Source organism: Kitasatospora sp. NPDC053308 (assembly GCF_055585785.1).
The window spans coordinates 1,037,441-1,058,707 of the sequence record NZ_JBVJJY010000001.1 but is presented as its reverse complement, the minus strand read 5'-3'; the positions used below and the strand labels follow the sequence as shown (position 1 = coordinate 1,058,707).

The 21,267-nt window shown below is 73.0% G+C and carries 16 protein-coding genes; 4 read left to right on the top strand and 12 right to left on the bottom strand.

Translation table 11 applies throughout. The features are described from left to right. Positions 1-25: 25 nt before the first annotated feature. Entirely contained in the window at positions 26-1,675 is a 1,650-nt protein-coding gene (locus tag ACZ6Y7_RS04895; RefSeq protein WP_465756388.1) for a hypothetical protein, read from the bottom strand. A gap of 90 nt (positions 1,676-1,765) precedes the next feature. Continuing rightward, a complete protein-coding gene (locus tag ACZ6Y7_RS04890; protein ID WP_465756387.1) occupies positions 1,766-2,023 on the bottom strand; it encodes an SCO4848 family membrane protein in 258 nt (85 codons plus the stop codon). A gap of 140 nt (positions 2,024-2,163) precedes the next feature. On the opposite strand from ACZ6Y7_RS04890, the gene ACZ6Y7_RS04885 reads away from it, so the two are divergent. Beyond that, positions 2,164-3,369 (top strand): D-alanyl-D-alanine carboxypeptidase family protein, encoded by a 1,206-nt coding sequence (locus tag ACZ6Y7_RS04885; RefSeq protein ID WP_465756386.1) that lies wholly within the window; start codon positions 2,164-2,166, stop codon positions 3,367-3,369. Positions 3,370-3,396: 27 nt separating this feature from the next. On the opposite strand, the gene ACZ6Y7_RS04880 is transcribed toward ACZ6Y7_RS04885, so the two are convergent. Together ACZ6Y7_RS04880 and ACZ6Y7_RS04875 are read right to left on the bottom strand one after the other, a co-directional pair. Next, the gene (locus ACZ6Y7_RS04880; RefSeq protein WP_465756385.1) at positions 3,397-4,434 is read right to left on the bottom strand and encodes a YihY/virulence factor BrkB family protein; all 1,038 of its coding nucleotides are present in this window, start codon (positions 4,432-4,434) and stop codon (positions 3,397-3,399) included. Positions 4,435-4,522: 88 nt separating this feature from the next. Further along, positions 4,523-5,521 carry a glycosyltransferase family 2 protein gene (locus ACZ6Y7_RS04875; protein WP_465756384.1) on the bottom strand — a complete coding sequence of 333 codons (999 nt, stop codon included), beginning with the start codon at positions 5,519-5,521 and terminating at the stop codon, positions 4,523-4,525. 136 nt (positions 5,522-5,657) lie between these two features. Here ACZ6Y7_RS04875 and ACZ6Y7_RS04870 point away from each other — a divergent pair, with 136 nt between their 5' ends. Both ACZ6Y7_RS04870 and ACZ6Y7_RS04865 read left to right on the top strand, forming a co-directional pair. Next, entirely contained in the window at positions 5,658-9,230 is a 3,573-nt protein-coding gene (locus tag ACZ6Y7_RS04870) for a bifunctional glycosyltransferase/CDP-glycerol:glycerophosphate glycerophosphotransferase (protein ID WP_465756383.1), read from the top strand. 220 nt (positions 9,231-9,450) lie between these two features. Further along, the gene (locus ACZ6Y7_RS04865) at positions 9,451-12,045 is read left to right on the top strand and encodes a CDP-glycerol glycerophosphotransferase family protein (protein ID WP_465756382.1); all 2,595 of its coding nucleotides are present in this window, start codon (positions 9,451-9,453) and stop codon (positions 12,043-12,045) included. 10 nt (positions 12,046-12,055) lie between these two features. Here the strand turns inward: ACZ6Y7_RS04865 and ACZ6Y7_RS04860 are convergent, their stop codons facing one another. The 6 genes from ACZ6Y7_RS04860 to ACZ6Y7_RS04835 all read right to left on the bottom strand — a co-directional run bounded on the left by ACZ6Y7_RS04860 (position 12,056) and on the right by ACZ6Y7_RS04835 (position 17,661). Then, complete coding sequence (locus ACZ6Y7_RS04860; RefSeq protein ID WP_465756381.1) at positions 12,056-12,544, bottom strand: 2'-5' RNA ligase family protein; 489 nt, start codon at positions 12,542-12,544, stop codon at positions 12,056-12,058. Positions 12,545-12,606: 62 nt separating this feature from the next. Continuing rightward, entirely contained in the window at positions 12,607-13,602 is a 996-nt protein-coding gene (gene trpS, locus ACZ6Y7_RS04855) for a tryptophan--tRNA ligase (RefSeq protein ID WP_465756476.1), read from the bottom strand. A gap of 75 nt (positions 13,603-13,677) precedes the next feature. Further along, complete coding sequence (locus ACZ6Y7_RS04850) at positions 13,678-15,003, bottom strand: hemolysin family protein (RefSeq protein WP_465756380.1); 1,326 nt, start codon at positions 15,001-15,003, stop codon at positions 13,678-13,680. A gap of 130 nt (positions 15,004-15,133) precedes the next feature. Continuing rightward, positions 15,134-16,126 carry a malate dehydrogenase gene (locus ACZ6Y7_RS04845; protein WP_465756379.1) on the bottom strand — a complete coding sequence of 331 codons (993 nt, stop codon included), beginning with the start codon at positions 16,124-16,126 and terminating at the stop codon, positions 15,134-15,136. Positions 16,127-16,361: 235 nt separating this feature from the next. After that, positions 16,362-16,787, bottom strand: a complete 426-nt coding sequence (locus ACZ6Y7_RS04840) for a DUF3017 domain-containing protein (protein WP_465756378.1) — start codon at positions 16,785-16,787, stop codon at positions 16,362-16,364. A 19-nt stretch (positions 16,788-16,806) separates the two neighbouring features. Further along, positions 16,807-17,661 carry a bifunctional methylenetetrahydrofolate dehydrogenase/methenyltetrahydrofolate cyclohydrolase gene (locus ACZ6Y7_RS04835; protein ID WP_465756377.1) on the bottom strand — a complete coding sequence of 285 codons (855 nt, stop codon included), beginning with the start codon at positions 17,659-17,661 and terminating at the stop codon, positions 16,807-16,809. Between the two features lie 519 nt (positions 17,662-18,180). Between ACZ6Y7_RS04835 and ACZ6Y7_RS04830 the strand changes: the two genes are divergently transcribed. Continuing rightward, a complete protein-coding gene (locus ACZ6Y7_RS04830; protein ID WP_465756376.1) occupies positions 18,181-18,786 on the top strand; it encodes a hypothetical protein in 606 nt (201 codons plus the stop codon). 85 nt (positions 18,787-18,871) lie between these two features. Here the strand turns inward: ACZ6Y7_RS04830 and purH are convergent, their stop codons facing one another. Together purH and purN are read right to left on the bottom strand one after the other, a co-directional pair. Continuing rightward, positions 18,872-20,449, bottom strand: coding sequence for a bifunctional phosphoribosylaminoimidazolecarboxamide formyltransferase/IMP cyclohydrolase (purH, locus tag ACZ6Y7_RS04825; RefSeq protein ID WP_465756375.1), 1,578 nt, complete (start codon positions 20,447-20,449; stop codon positions 18,872-18,874). A 69-nt stretch (positions 20,450-20,518) separates the two neighbouring features. Next, on the bottom strand, positions 20,519-21,184 hold the full coding sequence (gene purN, locus ACZ6Y7_RS04820) for a phosphoribosylglycinamide formyltransferase (protein ID WP_465756374.1): 666 nt from the start codon (positions 21,182-21,184) through the stop codon (positions 20,519-20,521). Positions 21,185-21,267: the final 83 nt, after the last annotated feature.

The window sequence follows — 21,267 nt, the reverse complement described above, 5'->3', positions numbered from 1 at the left end:
GATCGGGCGGGGGCCTTCGTGGTCGTCAGCGGAGCGCGCCGAGGTCCTTCGGCGCGGACCAGCCGCTGAACGTCACCAGGTGCCGGTCGGCCGTGACGGCCCACAGGTCCGGCTTGCCGTCCCCGTCCCCGTCGCCCGAGCTGCCCAGCGTCGGGTAGGCGGCCGTGGTGAAGCCGGTGGCGACCACGTTCGCAGAGGGGTCGGCGAGGGCGGAGAAGTCGAGCAGCCCGTTGGCCTGCCTGGTCACCGGGTAGGCGTGCAGCTCCCCGGTGGCCCGGTCACGGGCCCACAGCGCCAGGTTGCCGGCCGCGTCCGCACCGGGCGCCACCAAGTCGTAGCCGCTCCAGTCGCCCAAGGTGGCGACGAGCTGGGCGTAACCGTAGTCACGGCCCATGTCGACGTAGCCGTACAGCTTGCCGTGCTCGACCGAGAGGAGCGTCGGCAGGGAGGGTGTGGTACCGGAGCGCCCGCCGACCGCGACGAGCTGGTCGGCCCCCGACCAGTCCGCGGCGTAGTCCTCGGGGCAGGTGACCGACGTACCCGCGGGATCGATGCAGCTGGACGGCTTCCACGCGAGGCTGGGGTTGCGGTCGCTGAAGTCGCCCTGGTTCCAGTTGGCGTAGACGTACAGGACCTGGGCGTTGTCCTTGGGGCGCACCACCAGGTCATCGCCGGGGCCGTGGATGTTGGCCCAGCCGCGGTGCAGCACCAGGTCGCCTTGCCAACCGGCGTGCAGCGGTGCGAGCGCCGCGGGGATGGTCGAGGTCGGGGTGGTACCGGTGGCGGCGGCGCTGATGATCTGCAGATTCCCCTGGGCGTCCGGCAGCAGGATGTCGGGGACGGCATCGCCGTCCACGTCCCCCGGGACCGCCGGCTTGGGACGAGAGTCCCAGGGCGCGTAGAAGGTGTAGCTGAGTACCTGGCCCTCGTTGCCCGCGCTGTCCATGGCCTGGACCTTGAGGGTGTTGGTGCCCCAGTCGTTAACCTTGAGAGTGAGTTCGGCACTGCCGTCGGCGTTCGCCTTGACGGTGTTCCCGGAGGAGCAGCCCCAACCGACGCCGAAGGACCCGTTCAGGCTGTAGCGGTAGCAGGCCACCCCGGACGCCTGGCCCCCGGCCGGGGCCGCGTCGGTCCCCTTGAGAGTGAAGACGCCCTTCTCACCCGCGTACTTGACGGGTTTGGCACCCGTTCCGTCCGCCGGGAAGTCCGTGGAGGAGACGGACAGGCCCGGACGGGTGAGGTCGACCCGGAAATGGCAGGTCGAGGTGGGGTTGCCGCTGCCCGGGGAGTACTCGGGCCAGGCCTGCCAGGAGTAGGAGTGGCCGTCGGCCAGTCCGCTGGTGGCCAGCTTGGCGGCGGCGCCGCTGACGACGACGGTGGTATCGACGATCTTGTCGTGCTCCGGAGCCGAGTCGTCCCAGACCTTGAAGCGCACCTGCGGCGAGGTGGCCGAGACGCTCAGGACCGGGTTCGCGACCCCGAGCCATCCGGGGGCGGTGCCGTCGTCGCAGGCGTCGGTGTGGACGCCGGTGGCGGCGAAGCCCGGTGCGGGCACCGCCTTCGGGTCGGTGACGGCGTCACCCGGGACGGCGGCTGCGACCGGCGCCGCGAGCAGACCGGCCGCGAGCACCACCGCGGTGACCCCGCCGAGCCTGCGGGCATGTCGAAGTGTCATGGAGATTCCCCACCCCTTGTGTCCAACGGATCTGTTCCGTGCACGAGCGGTGAAGATCCTGCCAGTGAGCACTGACAGCGGCAATGGGATTCAGTCGGTGGCCGGGGTGCGGCGGGTGGCGCGGAGGCCGCGGAGGCCGATGGTGCCGACGGCGATGCCGAGGGCGAAGGAGGTGATGGCGAGCAGGAGGTGGACCCAGAAGAACGCGGTGGGCTGGGAGTGGTCGCCGTTGGTGAAGGCCTGGCCGCCGGAGTCCTTCCAGAGGTTCTTGACGAAGGTGGTCCAGATGATGATCGACCAGACCCCGAAGGCGGTCAGGAACCAGGAGGTGCGACGGCTGAGCTTCATGGGGGTCCTCGGCGGGGGTGTGAAGACGGTGTGCGTCCCCAGTATGCGGGGGCCGCCGATCGGCGTACGTCGGGCCCCTCCTGCGGATTACGGGCCCGGGGTGGCGGACGCCCGGGGTGCGGAGTGGGTACGGTCTGCTGGTGCCCACTCCCCGTCACACGTTCGCCCGCCTGTGCGCCGCCGCCACCGCGGCCCTCCCGGTCCTGCTCGTCGCCCCGGCGGCGGTCGCGGCCCCGCAGCAGCCGCCGCCGTCGGCCGCGATCGGCGGCGACCGGCTCGGGAGCCCGGGAGTCCAGGTCGCCCCGCTGGCGGGCGCCCCGGCTCTGCCGGCCGATCTCACCGGCCAGTCCTGGATAGTCTCCGACGCGACCTCAGGAGACGTGCTGGCGGCCTACAACCCGCACCTCAGGCTGCCTCCGGCCAGCACCCTGAAGATCCTCTTCGCGGACACCGTGCTGCCCAAGTTCGACCGCAACGCGGTGCACCGGGTCGCCGACGAGGAGATCCAGGGGATCGGCCCGGGCAGCAGCCTGGTCGGCATCAAGGAGAACCTGGAGTACCGGGTCGAGGACCTGTGGCGCGGGGTGTTCCTGAGCTCGGGCAACGACGCCGTGCACGTCCTGTCGCACATGAACGGCGGCGTCCAGCAGACCGTCGCCGAGATGCAGGCGCGCGCCGAGGCGCTGCAGGCGAAGGACACCAAGGTGGTCTCCCCGGACGGCTACGACATGGACGGCCAGCTCTCCTCGGCCTACGACCTGTCGCTGTTCGCCCGCGCGGGCCTGCGCAACGCCGACTTCCGGATGTACTGCGCGACCCGGGACGCGATGTTCCCCGGCGCCGTCGACAAGAACACCGGCCAGCGCGGCAGCTTCGGGATCGCCAACACCGACCGGCTGCTGGGCAAGTACCCGGGCCTGATCGGGGTGAAGAACGGCACCACCACCAACGCCGGCTCGACCTTCGTCGGCGCCGCCGAGCGCGGCGGCCGCACCCTGCTCGTCACGGTGATGCACCCGTCGAGCTACCAGAAGGTGTACGACGAGACGGCCGCCCTGCTGGACTGGGGCTTCGCCGCGGCCGACAAGGTGCAGCCGGTCGGCAAGCTGGTCGACGAGGCCCCGGCCGGCGCGGCCGGCCAGGCCCCGGCCGGTGGCACGGCCGACACGCCCGCGCCGCCGCCGCACCCCTCCCCCGTCACCACCCGGCCGGCCGCGGCCCCCGCCGCCGACGGCGGGGAGGACGGGCTCGGCCTCGTCGGCTGGTCGGCCGTCGTGCTGGGCGGGGCCGGGATCGGCGCCGGCGCGCTGGTGGTGCGGCAGCGGCGCCACCGCTCGGCCGGCTGACCGCCCCCCGAACGGAGCGGCCCGGTCTCAGTCCTGGGGCCGGGCCCCGGCACTGCCGGGCCTCTCGCCGGCCTTCTTCGCCGCGTGCTCGGCGGCCTTTCCCCCGCCGCCCGCCGCGGTCCGGCCGCCGGCCCGCTCCGCAGTCCCTGCCGCTGCCTCCGCCTCGGCCTGGTCCGCCGCCTCCAGCAGGGCGCGTCCGTGCGCCCTGGTCCGCTCCCGGGCGGCCGCCGGGTCCGCCGTCGCCGTCCAGGCGACGCAGTACATCAGCAGCCGGCAGACGAAGTTGATCCACAGCAGCAGCGCCACCGGGGTGGCGAACGCACCGTACAGGCTCCGCCCGGCGACCGAGCCGAGGTAGGAGGAGAGCAGCAGTTTCAGCAGTTCGAAGCCGACCGCGCCGATCAGCGCGCCCTGGAGGACGTCCCGGCGGCGCTGCTCGGTGATGCCGGGGAAGGGCGCCAGCAGGTAGGCGAACAGCAGGGTGTCGCACCCTATGGCGATCAGCACGCCGACCCCGGTGAGCAGGTAGCCGCTGCCGAGGCCGAGGCCGTCGGCGATCCGGCCGGCCAGGGTCGTCCCGGCGGCGGAGGCGCCCAGCGAGAACAGCGACACCAGGCCGAGGCCGCCGAGCACCACGACGTCCCGGAGCTTGCGCAGCACCGGGTTGCCCTCCTCGTCGGGCAGCTGCCAGAGGTCCCGGACCGAGGTGCGCATGGTGTCCACCCAGCCGAGGCCGGAGACCAGCAGCAGTGCCCCGCTGACCAGCCCGACGGCGCCCGCGTTGGCCACCAGCGAGGGCAGGTCGAGCGCGTCGGAGAGGCCGGGCAACTGGTCGGAGATGCGCTTCTGGAGGTCGTCCACCTGGTGGTCGCTGAGCGTCGCGACGGCGATCGCCAGGCCCACGGTGAGCAGCGGGAAGAGGGCCAGGAAGCCGAAGAAGGTGACGGCGCCGGCCAGCCGGTTGCCGCGGGCGGCGGAGAAGTACTCGTACACCCGGTACGGGCGGCTGCGCAGCACCCGCGCGACGAGCGGGCCGATGACCGGAAGGCGGGTCAGGAAGTCCACCCGACCGGTTATACCGGGCCTTCCCCCGAACGGCCGTCAGGCGCGGGGCCGAGCAGGGAAGTCGGGGCCGGGTGGCAGGGCGCGGGCCCTACCTCCTGACGAGGCGGCGGGCCTTGGCCAGGGCGCGGACGGCCTGGTAGGCGCCGTAGCGGCCGTGGCTGAGCAGTTCGGTGCGCACGCCGTCGACGCCGGACGGCGGGCGGTAGCCGGCGGGGCGCAGCCGGGCGCAGTGGGCGGCGGCGCGGCGGAAGTACTCGCGGCGGTCGCCGGCGGGGACCCGGCCGGGCTTGGAGACCACCGTGTTGAGGTGGTGCAGCATCCGGCCGTAGACGACCGGGCGCCAGCGGTCCAGCTCGGGGCGGCGGTCGAGGAAGGCGAAGACCAGGTCGTACTGGGCGAACACGTCGAAGTGCTTGCGGCTGGCGGTGGCCAGGATGTTGCCGCCCTCCTGGCGCTGGCGGTAGTGCACGCCGACCCAGTCGAGCAGCGTGATCCGGGCGGCGGCGAGCAGCGCCGGGTACGTCCAGGGGGTGTCCTCGTAGTAGCCGGCCGGGAAGACCAGCTGCTGCTCGGTGACGAAGTCGCGGCGGTAGGCCTTGTTCCAGACGACCTGGAGCAGGTCGAGCAGGTCGGGGCGGGCGGCGAGGTCGAAGACGTCGGGGGAGGCGGCGCCGAAGACGTGCGCGGAGGCGGCCCGGGTGATCCGGCCGTCGGCGTAGGTGCGGGCGTAGTCGTAGACCAGGACGTCCGGGTCCCCGGTGGCGGCGAGCCGCTCGTCGACGGCCTTGAGCAGGCCGGGGGTGAGGGTGTCGTCGCTGTCGAGGAAGAGCACGTAGTCCCCGGTGGCGACCTCCAGGCCGGCGTTGCGGGCCCGGCCGAGGCCGACGTTCTCCGGCAGGTGCAGCACCCGGACGCGGGGGTCGGCGGCGGCCGCCTCGTCGAGCATCGCGCCGCAGCCGTCCGGGGAGCGGTCGTCCACCGCGATCAGTTCGAGGTCCGGGCCGTCCTGTCCGAGGACCGAGTCGAGGCACTCGGCGAGGTAGTCCTGGACCTGGTACACGGGGACGATGACGCTGAAGCGGGGCACGGGCCCAGCGTAGTGGCCCCGGGGGCGGCTCCTGGCCCGGAGGTAGGATCGGCTCGCACGTACGCACCGATCGAAGTGCGGTCAGGCCCCCAACGGGCTGCCACGCTCACCTTCCCCAGAAAGGCCTGCGTAGCCGATGGCTCCCCGCCTCTCCATCGTCGTTCCGATCTACAACGTCGAGCGTTATCTCGTCGAGTGCCTCGACTCGATCGCGGCCCAGACCTTCACGGACTTCGAGTGCGTCATGGTCGACGACGGTTCGAAGGACGACAGCGCGGCGCTCGCCGAGGCGTACGCGGCCAAGGACTCGCGCTTCCGGCTGGTCCGCCAGGTGAACAAGGGCCTCGGCGCGGCCCGCAACACCGGCATCCGGCACATCGACCCGGACGCCGAGTTCCTGTGCTTCGTGGACAGCGACGACTCGATGCCGCCGAGTGCGTACGAGCTCATGATCAACACGCTGGACGAGACCGGCTCCGACTTCTGCACCGGCAACGTGCTGCGCTTCCGCGCCGTGGGCTACTACCAGTCCGGCGGCCACGTGAAGCCGTTCAAGGAGACCAGGCTCAAGACCCACATCACCGAGATCCCGGCGCTGGTCACCGACCGCACCGCGTGGAACAAGGTGTACCGGCGCTCCTTCTTCGACGCCGCGGGCATCCTCTACCCCGAGGGCATCCTGTACGAGGACGCGCCGGTCAGCGTGCCGCACCACTACCTCGCCAAGAGCGTGGACGTGCTCTCCGAGCCGATCTACCACTGGCGCGAGCGCGAGGTCGGCGAGATGTCGATCACGCAGATGCGCACCAACCCCAAGGGCCTGATCGACCGGGTCACCTCGGTCGAGCTGGTCCGCGGCTGGCTGAAGAAGCAGACCGAGCCGCGCTTCGCCGAGTACCTGCGCTCCTACGACGAGAACACCCTCGTCGAGGAGATCCCGATGTTCTTCTGGTCCGTCGTGGACGGCGACAAGGAGTACCGGGACGCCTACGTCCAGTGCGTCAGCCGGCTGCTCCGGGCGATCGGCCCCGAGCAGGTCCGCAAGCTGCGCGCGCCGCTGCGGCTGAAGTACCACCTGACCCTGGCGGGCCGGATCGACGAGCTGGTCGAGCAGATCAAGTACGAGGGCGAGAGCGGCGGCGGTGTGCAGGCCCGCGGCCTGCTGCGCCCGTACGCCGACTACCCGTTCCTGCGCGGTGGGCGCAAGAGCGTGCCGGCCGGCGTGCTCAAGCTGGACAACTCGCTGGTCATGCGCAGCCGGCTGTACGAGAGCGCCTGGGTCGGCGGGAAGCTGCGGCTGACCGGGCACGCGTACCCGGAGCAGCTGGGCGCGGCCGGCAGGCACGACATGGTCCGCACCCTGGTGCTGCGCGAGACCAAGGGCCGCCGGGTCATCGCGGTCCCGATGCGGACCACGTACAGCCCCGAGGCCACCGCGAGCTGCAACCACGACCTGTACAGCTGCGACTGGTCCGGCTTCACCGTCTCGCTGGACCCGGCGAAGCTCAAGCACCGCGGACAGTGGAAGGACGGGCACTGGCGCGTCCTGGTGGCCGGCGCGGGCAAGGGCGGCGTCTACAAGGGCCGGATCTCGGCGGGCTGGCACGACACCGCGCAGTACATCCCCGCGCACTGGGTCGAGCCGGACGTGCGGATCGTGCCGTGGGTCCGGGACAGCTTCGTCTACCTGCGGGTGGAGACGGTCAAGGCCCGGGTGACCGGCCTGGCCGCGCACGCCGGGCGGGTGGAGGTCTCGGGCGCGGCCCGCTCCGGCCCGAGCTTCGCCGGGGCCCGGCTGCGGCTGACCCACCTGGAGTCGGACCGCGAGCTGACCTTCCCGCTGGAGCTGGGCGCGCCGGTCGGCTCGCTGCAGCCCTTCACCGCGTCCGTCCCGGTCGACGAGCTGACCGCCGTCCGCGAGGCCTGGGCCGAGCTGGACCCGGTGGCCGCCGACCGTGCCCGCGACCGCTGGGACGCCGTGCTGCTGCTGGCCGACGGCAGTGTCGTCCCGGTGGCCTGGGACGAGCGCAACGCGCCCGAGCAGCTGCACCTGCCGCTGAACCCGCAGGCCCCGGCGGAGCAGCAGCGGGCGCTCTACTCCAAGCCCTCCCCCGGCGGCCACCTGCAGTTCTCCGACCAGGTGCTGCAGCCGCTGGTGGACGAGGTGTCCTCGCGCGGCGCCGACGGCTTCCTGCTCGCCGGCTCGTTCCCGCTGCCCGGCACGCACCGCTGGGAGCTGGTGGTCCGTCACCACTGGCGCGAGGAGGAGCACGTCTACCCGGTGGAGATCTCGGACGGCCGGTTCCGCACCGCGCTGCCCGCGGTGCCGACGGCCACGTTCGCCGGCCGGGTGCCGTTCGCCAAGGGCACCTGGGACGTCTTCTTCCGTCAGGTCGGCGCGACGGGCCCGAAGCTGAAGGACTCGGCCGCGCAGGTCACCCCGGTCTGCTTCGCCTCGCTCCCGCTGGAGGTGGAGTCCCGCGGCAAGCGGATCGTGCTGGAGCGCCGCTACCACGACGGCCTGTCGCTGGAGTCGCACGCGGCGCTGCTGCCCGAGGAGCGGTCCGGCTACCGCCAGCGCCAGCTGCGCACCGTCGACTACCCGGCCGCCCGGCGGCTGCCGGTGCGCGACACCGTGCTGTACAACGCCGGCAACGGCAGCATGTACGCCGACTCGCCGCGGGCCGTGCACGAGGAGCTGGTCCGCCGCGGCCTGTCGCTGGAGCACCTGTGGGGCAGCGACGACATGCAGGTCGAGCTGCCGCAGAGCGCGACGGCGGTCCGGCTCTGGAGCCCGGAGTGGTTCGAGGCGCTGGCCACCGCCAAGTACATCGTCACCAGCACCCACCTGCCCGACTTCTTCGTCCGCCGGCCCGGCCAGGTGGTGCTGCAGACCTGGCAGGGCACGCCGCTGAAGCAGGTCGGCCTCGACTTCGAGAAGGTCTGGTTCACCGACTCCAACTACCTCAAGGGCCTGGCCCGGGAGGTGCCGAACTGGAGTCTGCTGGTGGCCGGCAACCGCTGGTCGGCCCCGGTGCTGCGGCGCGCCTTCGACTTCAAGGGCGAGATCCTGGAGAGCGGTTCGCCGCGCAACGACCTGCTGTTCGCGGCCGACCGGGAGAAGACCGCCGAGCGGGTCCGGGAGCGGCTGGGCCTGCCCGAGGGCAAGAAGGTCGTGCTCTACGCGCCGACCTGGCGCGAGGACCGGCGTCGCCCGCAGGGCGGCTACCAGATCGACCTGCGGATCGACCTGGCGGCGGCCAAGGCCGCCCTCGGCGACGACCAGGTGCTGCTGGTGCGCCGGCACAACGTGATGTGCGGCCAGATCCCGGGCGCCGGCAACGGCTACATCTGGGACGTCGGCAGCTACCCCGACATGGCGGAGCTGCTGCTGATCGCCGACGTCCTGGTGACGGACTACTCGGCGAGCGTGTTCGACTTCGCGTCGACCGGGAAGCCGATGTTCTTCTTCACCTACGACCTGGAGCACTACCGGGACAACCTGCGCGGCTTCAGCCTGGACTTCGAGGCGGAGGCGCCCGGCCCGCTGCTGGCCACCTCCGAGGAGCTGGTCTCCGCGCTCGGCCGGGTGGACGAGGTCGCGGCCGAGTACGCGGACAAGGCCGCCGCCTTCCGCGAGGCGTACTGCGACCTGGACGACGGCAAGGCCGCCGCCCGGGTGGTTGACGCGATGCTCCGCACGGAGTAGTCCCCGCGCACCCTCCACGAGGCGCCCGACACCGGCCGGTGTCGGGCGCCTTCGCGTTCCCGGGAGGCATTCGGGCGCGGGCTACTGGAACGCTCGTCCGATTCACGGAAAAGCGTTCCCGGAAATGAATTCCTGAGGGAATTCGAAAAAGCGTTCATTTGACCAATGGCGACATTTCCGGATGGGATGTGAATTTCCATTCCGAAGGGCGCTGATCGCCATGCCCGTACTCACCCGGCTCGTCCTGCCGCACGCCGCCCCCCGGACGAGCACCGGCCGCCCCGCGGACGACGGGGACGTCCGGTTCGGACTGCTGCGCGCGCACTGGCGCCGTCGCGGCCTGGAGCTCACCGGCTTCGCCCTGCCGCGGGGCCTGGACACCGGCCGCCCCGGATCCGCGTGGACCTGGCTCACCCTGCGCCCCGAGGACGACGGCGGCCCGCCGCTGCACGTGCGCTCCCGGCCCCGCCGGATGCCGGAGGTCACCGACGACAGCGCCCAGCCCGAGCACAACCACGACTGGTCCGGTTTCACCGCGCTGCTGGACCCCCGACGGCTGCGCCGCGAAGGCCGCTGGCTGCTCGGCGACTGGCGGATCGAGACCACCCTCTTCACCCGCCCGCGCGCCGCCCGGGTGCGCCGCCAGTACGGCGAACTCGCCCCGCACTGGTGCGGCTCCGGCGAGTACCCGCCGGCCCACTGGGTGGACGGCGACGTCCGCCTCCAGCCGTACTTCGCGGACGACCGGCTGCGGCTGCGGCTGGAGCGCCCCGCGGTACGGATCACCCGGGCCGTCCGCGCCGCCGACGGCATCGAGCTGGGCGGCTTCGCCGACTCCTGCCCGTCCGGCACCGTGCTGCGGCTGCGCCACCGGGAGAGCGACGCCGTGATCGAGCGGCCGCTCACCCGCGGCGGCAACACCTTCACCGTCCGCCTGCCGTACCGGCCGTTCACCGCCGAGGGGCGCGGCGGCGGCGAACTGGAGCACTGGGACGCCGAACTGCTGCGCCCGGGCGGCGGCACCGAGCAGCTCTGCCTGGACGAGCGCGCCGGCCCGGTGGCCGGCCAGCACCCGCTGCCCGGCGCCCCCGACCGCGTGCTCTACCTCAAGCACCTCGCCGACGGCCGACTCCAGGTCTGCGTCCAGCTCCCGGCCGGGCTGGTCGAACGGATCGCGGTCCGCGCCGGGGGCTTCGACCTGTCCGGCCACTGCCCCGGCCCGGCCGCCGACCGGCTGGAGCTGGTGCTGCGGCACTCCGGCAGCGCGAGCGAGGTCCGCACCCCGGTGGAGACCGGACGGGACGGCCGCTTCCTGGCCCGGGTGCCCGCCACCCGCACCGGCTCGGACGGCACCGCGCTGCCGCTGCGCAAGGGCATCTGGGAGGCCGCGCTGGAGCCGGCCGGCCGCCCCGGCCCGCGCCGCCCGCTGCTCGCCGCCCCCGCCGCGCTGCCCGCCCTCCCCGCCGCCACCGCGGCCGGCGGCAAGCGGATCCTGCTGCAGCGCCGCTGGCACGACACCCTGCTGGTGGACTCCACCCCGGTGCTCGGCCCCGCCGAGCGCAGCGCCTGGACGCAGCACCGCCAGCGCACCGAGCGCTACCCCGCCGCCCGGCGCCGGCCGCTGCGCGAAGCGGTGCTGTACGACGTGTTCGGCGGCCGCGGCTACGCCGACTCCCCGCGCGCCGTGCACGCCGAACTCGTGCGCCGCGCCGAGCCGTTGGACCACCTGTGGGTGGTCGACGACGCCCAGGCCCAGCTGCCGGCCGGGATCACCCCGGTCCGGACCTGGAGCCCGGAGTGGTACCGGGCGCTGGCCACCTGCCGCTACCTGGTCGGCAACACCCACTTCCCGGACTTCCTGGAGCGCCGCCCCGGCCAGGTCGTCGTGCAGACCTGGCACGGGTCCCTGCTGAAGCGGATCGCCCACGACGTCGAGAACCCCTGGCTGGCCGACCACGGCTACCTGGCGGCGCTCGACCGGGAGACCCCGCAGTGGAGCCTGCTGCTCTCCCCCAGCCGGTTCGCCACCCCGATCCTGCGGCGTGCCTTCCGCTACCGGGGCGAGGTGCTGGAGTCCGGCTATCCGCGCAACGACCTGCTCGCCCGGCCGGACCGGCGGACCGCCGCGGCCGTCCGCCGCCGCCTCGGCATCCCCGACGGCAAGCGGATCGTGCTGTACGCGCCGACCTGGCGCGAGGACCGGCAGCGCGGCGACGGCAACGGCTTCCGGCTCGACCTGCGGCTGGACCTCGACCACGCCCGCCGCCTGCTCGGCGCGGACCACGTGCTGCTGGTCCGCCCGCACGCGCACGTGCGCGAGCCCCTGCCGGGCGCCGGCGACGGCTTCCGGTACGACTGCGGGGACTACCCGGACCCGCAGGAGCTGCTGCTGGTCGCCGACGTCCTGGTGACCGACTACTCGTCGATCGTGTTCGACTTCGCGATCACCGGCCGCCCGGTGTACTTCTTCACCTACGACCTGGAGCACTACCGCGACACCCTGCGCGGCTTCTACTTCGACTTCGAGGCGCACGCCCCCGGGCCGCTGGTGCCGACCTCCGCCGAACTGCTCGGCGCGCTGCGCCAACTCGCCGACAGCGGCGCCGGGTTACCGCCGGGCTACGCCGAACGCTACCGGCGCTTCCGGGCCGAGCACTGCGCCCTGGACGACGGCGGCGCGGCCCGCCGGGTGGTGGACCGGATGCTCGCCCTGGGGCGGGACGGGGCGGGACCGGGCAGGACGGGATCAGGCGGGGCGGGATCAGGCGGGGCGGGATCAGGCGGGGCAGGCCGGGCGCGGCCGGGACCGCCCTGACGCGCCGGCCTCAGCCGAAGGAGTAGCTCCGCCAGGGCCGCCAGACCTCGTCCGCGTCGAACCGGGAGATGCCGAAGCCGGGCACCGGGAAGGACGCCCGGAAGCCGCGCGCCTGCTCGTACGCCTGGTCCAGCACGTCGTCCGGCAGGCCGTGGGCGACCGTCACGTGCGGGTGGTACGGGAAGGCCAGCTCACGGGCCAGCGGCCCGGAGCGGACGTCCGCCTCCAGCAGCCGGCACTCCTGCGCGCCCTCCTCGACCCGGACGTACACCACCGGGGAGACCGGGCGGAAGGTCCCGGCGCCGCGCAGCAGCATCCGGAACGGCCGGTGCGCGGCCGCCACCGCCGCCAGGTGCTCCTCGATCTTCGGCAGCAGCTCGGCCGGCACCTCGGTCGGCGGCAGCAGGGTGACGTGCGTCGGTATCGACCGGGCCTGCGGATCGCCGTGGCCCGCCCGGGCGTCCTGGATCGCCGAGCCGTACGGGTCGGGGACGCTCACGGACACGCCGATGGTGACGACCTCCGGGAGGTCGCCACCACCGGGCAGGCGTGTGAGGGGAGTCACCGCTTGGCGGCCGGGAGGAAGCCGATCCGGTCGTACACCGTCTCCAGCGTCGCCGACGCCACCTCGCGGGCCTTCTCGGCGCCGATCGCCAGCACCCGGTCCAGCTCGGCCGGGTCGTCCAGGAAGGTACGGGTGCGCTCCTGGAAGGGCGTCACCCACTCGGTGAACAGCTCGGCCAGCTCGGTCTTCAGGGCGCCGTACATCTTGCCCTCGAAGTGCGCGACCAGCTCCTCGACCGACCGGCCGCTGAGCGCGGAGTGGATGCGCAGCAGGTTGGAGACGCCCGGCTTCTCCTCCTCGTCGTAGGAGACGACGGTGCCGGTGTCGGTGACGGCGCTCTTGAACTTCTTGGCGCTGACCTTCGGCTCGTCCAGCAGGCTCACCAGGCCCTTGGGCGAGGACGCCGACTTGCTCATCTTGACGGCCGGGTCCTGGAGGTCCTGGATCTTCGCCGTCTCCTTGAGGATGTACGGCTTCGGCACGGTGAAGGTGGGGCTGTAGCGGGTGTTGAAGCGCTCGGCGAGATCGCGGGTGATCTCCACGTGCTGGCGCTGGTCCTCGCCGACCGGGACGGCGTCCGCCTGGTAGAGCAGGATGTCCGCGATCTGCAGGATCGGGTACGTGAACAGGCCGACGGTGGTGCTGTCGGAGCCGTACCGGGAGGACTTGTCCTTGAACTGCGTCATCCGGGAGGCCTCGCCGAAGCCGGTGAGGCAGTTCATCACCCAGGCGAGCTGCGCGTGCTCGGGCACGTGCGACTGGACGAACAGGGTGCAGTGGTCCGGGTCCAGGCCCGCGCCGAGCAGCTGGGCCGCGGAGATCCGGGTGTTCTCGCGCAGCGTCGCCGGGTCCTGCGGCACGGTGATCGCGTGCAGGTCGACGACCATGTAGAAGGCGTCGTTGTCCTTCTGCAGGTCGACCCACTGGCGCACCGCGCCCAGGTAGTTGCCGAGGTGGAACGAGCCGGAGGTGGGCTGGATGCCGGAGAGCACCCGGGGACGGTCCTTGACCGGACCGGTGACCGCTGCGTTGACCATGCGGGCCATTGTTCCAGTTCCACCGGTCGCTCAGGAAACGTCCGCCCCTGGAGGTTCCGCCAGTGTGACGGCACTCACCCTCACCCGGGCGATCCGCCGACCCTCGACCTTGGCCACCGTCAGCAGCACCCCGCCGCCGCCGTCCAGCGGGACGCGCACCTGGTCGCCGTCCCGCGGCAGCCGGCCGAGCGAGGCGACCAGGCAGCCCGCCACCGTCTCGTACGGGCCCTCGGGCAGGGTGACGCCGGTCTCCTCGGCGAAGTCGCCGAGGTTGAGCAGGCCGTCCAGTTCCATGCCGCCGCCCGCCAGTCGGCGGGTGGGGGCGGCCTCGGGCCGGTCGTACTCGTCCCGGATCTCGCCGATCACCTCCTCGACCAGGTCCTCCAGGGTGACGATCCCGGCGGTGCCGCCGTACTCGTCCACCACGATGGCCAGGTGGTGGCCCTCGCGGCGCATCTCACCCATCGCCTCCAGCACCCGCTTGGTGCCGGGCAGCAGTTTGACCGGGCGGGCCAGGTCGCGGACCTTGGCGGCCTGCTCGCCGCGCGCGCCGTACAGGTCGCGGACGTGGACGAAGCCGACCACCGCGTCGGCGCTGCCCTCGACCACCGGGTAGCGCGAGTGCGGCGAGGTGTCGGCCTGGTGCCGTACGGCGGCCAGCGGGCGCTCGGCGTCCAGGAAGGTCACCTCGGTGCGCGGGACCATCACCTCGCGCAGCTGGCGCTCCCCGGCGGCGAACACGTCGGCGATCAACGCCCGTTCGTCACTGCCGAGTTCGGTGTTGGCGGCGACCAGGCCGCGCAGCTCCTCGGAGCTCATCGAGCCGCGGCCGGCCGCCGGGTCCCCGCCGAGCAGGCGGACCATCAGGTTGGTGGAGTGGCCGAGCAGCCAGATCACCGGGCGCAGCACGACCGACATCACGTCCACCACCGGGGCGGCGGTCACCGCGATCGACTCGGCGCGCTGCAGGCCGATCCGCTTCGGGGTCAGCTCGCCGAGCACCAGCGAGACGTAGCTGATCACCAGGGTGAGGCCGACCAGGGCGATCGCGTCGGCCACGCCCTCGGTGAGCCCGGCCCGGACGAACAGCGGGGCGACCTTGCCGGCCAGGGTGTCCGCGCCGAAGGCGGCGGACAGGAAGCCCATGCAGGTCACCCCGACCTGGACGGCGGCCAGGAAGCGGTTGGGGTCGGCGGCCAGGTGCGCGGCGCGGGCCGAGCGCCGGGTGCCGTGGGACTCCAGCGTCCGGATCTGGCCCTCGCGCAGCGAGATCAGCGAGATCTCGGCGACGTTGAACAGCCCGCCCAGCAGGATGAAGACCAGGACGAGCGCGGCGTCCCCGAGGGTTTCGTTCACAGCGGGTCAGTGTAGGACGGCGGGCCGCCGCCGGGGCCGGACACGGCGGCGGCCCGCCGCCCCGGAAGGGGTGACGGGCCGCCGGAGCGCTCCATGGGCCTCCACGGGCTCGGAGGGCGCTCGGGTGGGCTCAGATGAGGCCCAGCTCCTGCACCGCGTCGCGCTCCTCGGCGAGCTCCTTGACCGAGGCGTCGATGCGGGCGCGCGAGAAGTCGGAGATCTCCAGGCCCTGGACGATCTCGAACTTGCCGTCCTTGGTGGTGACCGGGAAGGAGGAGATCAGGCCCTCCGGGACGCCGTAGGAGCCGTCGGAGACGACGCCCATGGAGGTCCAGTCGCCCTCGGCGGTGCCGTTGACCCAGGTGTACACGTGGTCGATGGCGGCGTTGGCGGCCGAGGCGGCCGAGGAGGCGCCGCGGGCGTCGATGATGGCGGCGCCGCGCTTGGCCACGGTCGGGATGAAGTCGTTCTCCAGCCAGGCCTGGTCGCTGCCGACGGCCTCGAAGGCCGGCTTGCCGGCGACCTCGGCGTGGAAGATGTCCGGGTACTGGGTCGCGGAGTGGTTGCCCCAGATGGTGACGCGCTTGATGTCGGAGACCAGGGCGCCGGTCTTGGCCGACAGCTGGCCGAGGGCGCGGTTGTGGTCCAGGCGGGTCATCGCGGTGAAGCGCTCGGCCGGGACGTCCGGGGCGTTGCGCTGGGCGATCAGGGCGTTGGTGTTGGCCGGGTTGCCGACGACCAGGACCTTGATGTCGTCCGCGGCGTTGTCGTTGATGGCCTTGCCCTGCGGGCCGAAGATGCCGCCGTTGGCCGACAGCAGGTCGCCGCGCTCCATGCCCGCGGTGCGCGGACGGGCGCCGACCAGCAGCGCGACGTTGGCGCCGTCGAAGGCCTCGTTCGGGTTGTCGGTGATCTTGATGTCGCGCAGCAGCGGGAAGGCGCAGTCGACGAGCTCCATGGCGGTGCCCTCGGCGGCCTTGAGGCCCTGCGGGATCTCCAGGAGACGCAGGTTCACCGGCACGTCGGCACCGAGCAGGTGGCCCGAGGCGATGCGGAAGAGCAGCGCGTAGCCGATCTGGCCGGCCGCTCCGGTGATGGTGACGTTGACGGGGGTGCGGGTCATTTCTACCTTCTCCAGCAAATCGCCAGGTGCCCCAGGGCACACCGGCACACTGGAGCCGAGGACGGTCTCTCGACATCGAGAGACCGGCGTCAGGTTATCGCAAAGGGAAGCGTACGCCTCGGGTGCGGGCGTGGCTGATGCGTCACAGACGCACCGCGGCCCCCGCGCCGCCCGGGACGCCGGGGGGGGTGGACGGGGGCCGCGCGGGGCGCCGGACGGGCGCTCGTGGGGCCGGTCAGTGCTTGGGCCGGCCCATCAGCTGGCCGATGTTGTCGAGCAACGGGATCTGCAGCCACGGGTTCGGCTGCGCGACCAGGGTCAGCAGCACGATCGAGGCGCCCAGGAAGCTCAGCACGATCACGTCGGTGAACCGGCTGCGCACCGCCAGCATCCCGACCTCGGGCAGCACCAGGCGCAGCACCGCGCCGAGCAGCACGCCGGCGCCGAGGATCAGCAGCCCGTACTTGAAGCCGTCCTTGAAGTCGGCGAACCAGGTCACCGCGAGGCCGGCGCCGACCACCAGCAGCACCAGGGTTATCGGCCACTGCCGGACCGGCAGGGCGTGCTCGCGCCCGAGGGCGGCGGCCGAGCCCTCGGGCGGCAGGGTGCCGGTGGTCTTGACCGGCCTGCGCCGGGACCGCGCCGGTCGCGGTTCAGTCATGCTCGCCGTCCCTGGGGTGTCAGATGCCGGCGCGGCGCTCGGCCGCCTCGACGATGTTGTTGAGCAGCATCGCGCGGGTCATCGGGCCCACGCCGCCGGGGTTCGGGGAGATCCAGCCGGCCACCTCGGCCACGCCCGGGTGGACGTCGCCGACGATCTTGCCCTCGCTGCGGCTGACGCCCACGTCCAGCACCGCGGCGCCCGGCTTGACGTCCTCCGGCTTGACCAGGTGCGGCACACCGGCGGCGGCCACGATGATGTCGGCCTTGCGCAGGTGGGCGCTGAGGTCCCGGGTGCCGGTGTGGCAGAGGGTGACGGTGGCGTTCTCGCTGCGGCGGGTCAGCAGCAGGCCGATCGAGCGGCCGACGGTGATGCCGCGGCCGACCACGACCACCTCGGCGCCGTCGATCTCGACGTCGTGGCGGCGCAGCAGCTCGACGATGCCCAGCGGGGTGCAGGGCAGCGGGCCGGCGATGCCGAGGGCGAGCCGGCCGAGCGAGGTCGGGTGCAGGCCGTCGGCGTCCTTGTCCGGGTCCATCAGCTCCAGGACCGGGTTCTGGTCCAGGCCCTTGGGCAGCGGCAGCTGGACGATGTAGCCGGTGCAGGACGGGTCGGCGTTGAGCTCCCGGACGACGTTCTCGACGTCCTCCTGGGAGGCCGTGGCGGGCAGCTCGCGCTGGATCGAGGCGATGCCGACCTCGGCGCAGTCCTTGTGCTTGCCGTTCACGTACCAGCGGCTGCCCGGGTCGTCACCGACCAGGACGGTGCCGAGGCCGGGCGTGACGCCCTTCGCCTTGAGGGCCGCCACGCGGGCGGCGAGTTCGGACTTGATCGCGGCGGCGGTGGCCTTGCCATCGAGAATCTGGGCAGTCATGACCCCATTCTCCCGGATCGCGACAGGTCGCCGTACCACGGCCGGCGGGCTCCCGCGCCCGGACCGGCGGCCGCCGGTGCGGCCCGCCCCGGTCGGGCGGCCGGACGGGTACGAAGGTCCGCCGCACGTTGCGGTTGCGCCACAGTCTCGGCCCGTTCCTGGGAACCGGCTGGACACGGCGCTGCCGTCCGGATGACGATAAGCGCATTCCCGCCGCGACCCGGCCCGGTGACGGGCCGACGGATCCCGCGGCGGAGCGTAACCGGGGGAAAGAGCCAGTGAGTCGACCACAGCAGACCGAGCAGCCCGACCGTCGTGGCGCCGTCCCGCCCGCGCCGGGCCCGTCGACGGCTCCCCTCCTGCGCCCATCAGACCGCTGAGCCGCCGGCGCCCGCCATCGCCGCCGGGCTGTCACCCCGCTGCGCTACTGTCCCGTCCGGTCGGCGACCCGACTCACCGACCGGCCCCGGGCCGTCCGCCGTCCCGTCCCCGCGTCCCCGTAACTGCCCGGAGGCATCCATGAGTTACCCGCCCGACCCGAACAACCCGTACGGCCAGCCGCCGGCCGCCCCGGGCTACGGCTACCCGCAGCAGGCCCCGCCGCCCGCTCCGGGCTACGGCTACCCGCAGGCCGCCCCGGCCTACGGCTACGCGCCGGCCGTGCCGCAGTCCATGCCGGGCCTGGTGACGACCGCCCGGGTGCTGCTGTTCATCGTGGGCGGTGTGCAGACGATCCTCGCGATCATCTACCTGATCATCGGAGCGGCCGCCAAGGACGCCACCAACACGATCAAGCACACGGCCAGCGACAACCCGTTCACCGCGATGGGCGACGCCGCGGCCAGCGTCATCATCATCATCGCCGTCCTGTTCGGGCTCTTCGCGGCGCTCTCCATCACGCTCGGCGCCAAGTTCGGCAAGGGCGGCAACAGCGTCCGGGTCACCACCATCGTGTACGGCTCGCTCGGCGCCCTGGTCGGCCTGCTGATCCTGCTGGGCGCCATCTCGGCCGGCACCGCCGTGGGCCTGGTGATGGCGTTCCTGTGGCTGGCGATCAGCATCATCTGGATCACCGCCATGTGCGTGCGGGACGGCGTCAACTGGTTCAACCGGCCGCGGTACTGACCGGCCCGTACGACGCGACGCGGCGGCCCGGCCCCTCTCCGGAGGGGCCGGGCCGCCCTGTCATGCCGTCACGCCGTCGGCCGGCTCAGTGGAAGAAGTGCCGCGCGCCGGTGAAGTACATCGTCACACCGGCCTCGGCGGCCGCCGCGACGACCTCCTCGTCACGGATCGAACCACCGGGCTGCACGATCGCCTTGACCCCGGCCGCGATCAGGATCGCCGGGCCGTCCGCGAACGGGAAGAAGGCGTCCGAGGCCGCGTACGCGCCCTTGGCCCGCTCGCCGGCCCGCTCGACCGCGAGCTTGCAGGAGTCGACCCGGTTGACCTGGCCCATGCCGACGCCGACCGAGGCGCCGTCCTTGGCCAGCAGGATCGCGTTGGACTTGACGGCCCGGCAGGCCCGCCAGGCGAAGGCCAGCTCGGCCAGCTCGGCCTCGGAGAGCGCCTCGCCGGTGGCGAGCGTCCAGTTCGCCGGGTCGTCGCCCTCGGCGTGCACCCGGTCGGCGTCCTGCAGCAGCACGCCGCCGGAGATCGGGCGGGCCTCCTGGCGGTTGGCCGGGGCGTCGGGGGCGAGCAGCAGGCGCAGGTTCTTCTTCTTGGTCAGCACCTCGAGGGCGCCGTCCTCGTAGCCCGGGGCCACGACGACCTCGGTGAAGATCGGGGCGATCTGCTCGGCCAGCTCGACGGTGACCGGGCGGTTGACCGCGATCACACCGCCGTACGCGGAGACCGGGTCGCACTCGTGCGCCTTGCGGTGCGCCTCGGCGACGTCGGCGCCGGTCCCGATGCCGCACGGGTTGGCGTGCTTGATGATCGCGACGGCCGGCTCGGCGTGGTCGTACGCGGCACGGCGGGCGGCGTCGGTGTCGACGTAGTTGTTGTACGACATCTCCTTGCCGTGCAGCTGCTGCGCGCCGGCCAGGCCGCCGGTGCCGTCGCTGTACAGCGCGGCGCCCTGGTGCGGGTTCTCGCCGTAGCGCAGCACGCTCTGCCGCTCCCAGGTCGAGCCCAGGAACTCCGGGAAGCGCTCGTCGCTCGGCGCGTAGCCGGCCTCGAACCAGGAGGCGACGGCCACGTCGTAGGCGGCGGTGTGGGCGAACGCGGCACCGGCCAGGCGCTTGCGGGTGGCCAGGTCGAAGCCGCCCCCGCGGACGGCCGTCAGCACGTCGCCGTAGCGGGCCGGGTCGACCACGACGGCTACCGAGGGGTGGTTCTTGGCGGCGGCGCGGACCATGCTCGGCCCGCCGATGTCGATCTGCTCGACGCACTCGTCCGGGGTGGCGCCGGAGGCGACGGTGGCCTTGAACGGGTAGAGGTTCACCACGACCAGGTCGAAGGGCTCGACGCCCAGCTCGGCCAGCTGCGCGCGGTGCGACTCCAGCCGCAGGTCGGCCAGCACGCCGGCGTGCACGCGGGGGTGCAGGGTCTTCACGCGCCCGTCCAGGCACTCCGGGAACCCGGTCAGCTCGGAGACCTCGGTCACCGGGACACCGGCGGCGGCGATCCGGCCGGCGGTGGAACCGGTGGAGACGATGGCGACCCCGGCGGCGTGCAGGCCCTGGGCCAGCTCCTCCAGACCGGTCTTGTCGTACACGCTGATCAGCGCGCGACGGATCGGACGGACGTCCTCGGAGACAGGGGGGGGGGTGGAGCCGGCGCTCATGCTCCCACCTCGCTGCGCTCGGCGGGCGCTGCGCGCCAGGCACCTTCCTCGATGACTCGTTCGCTGCGCTCACTCATGTGCCGGAATCCATACCTTTCGGTCCTCGATGCGGTGACCTTCGCGGGCCAACCGGCCCACGACGTCGACGAGCAGCTTGCGCTCGACAGTCTTGATGCGCTCGTGCAGCGCTTCGCCGCCATCGGCGTGGTCGGCGTCGACGACCTCGACGACGCCCTGCGCGATGATCGGCCCGGTGTCCACCCCGGCGTCGACCAGGTGGACGGTGCAGCCGGTGACCTTCACGCCGTACGCGAGCGCGTCGGTGACGCCGTGGGCACCGGGGAAGGCGGGCAGCAGCGCGGGGTGGGTGTTGACGATCCGCCCGGCGAAGGCGGCGATGAACTCGGGGCCGAGGATCTTCATGAAACCGGCCGTGACCACCAGGTCCGGTTCGTACGCGGCGACGGAGGCGGTCAGCGCGCGGTCCCAGCCGGCCCGGTCGGCGAAGTCCTTCACCCGGTGGACGAACGTGGGCAGACCGGCCTTCGCGGCGCGTTCCAGGCCCGCGATCCCGTCCCGGTCCGCGCCGACGGCCAGGATCTCGGCGCCGTAGGCCCGGTCCGCGACGGCGTCGATGAGCGCCTGCAGGTTGGTGCCGGAGCCGGAGACCAGCACCACCAGGCGGGCCGGTCCGGGCGTGCGGGGCGGGAAGTGCTGGGCGGGGGCGGCGGCCACTGCGCGATTCTCCGTAGGTCGGGCGCCGTGCGCTGGTACGTCCACCGGTGGTGGGGCCACTACGAACGGCAGGTCGAGCGAGG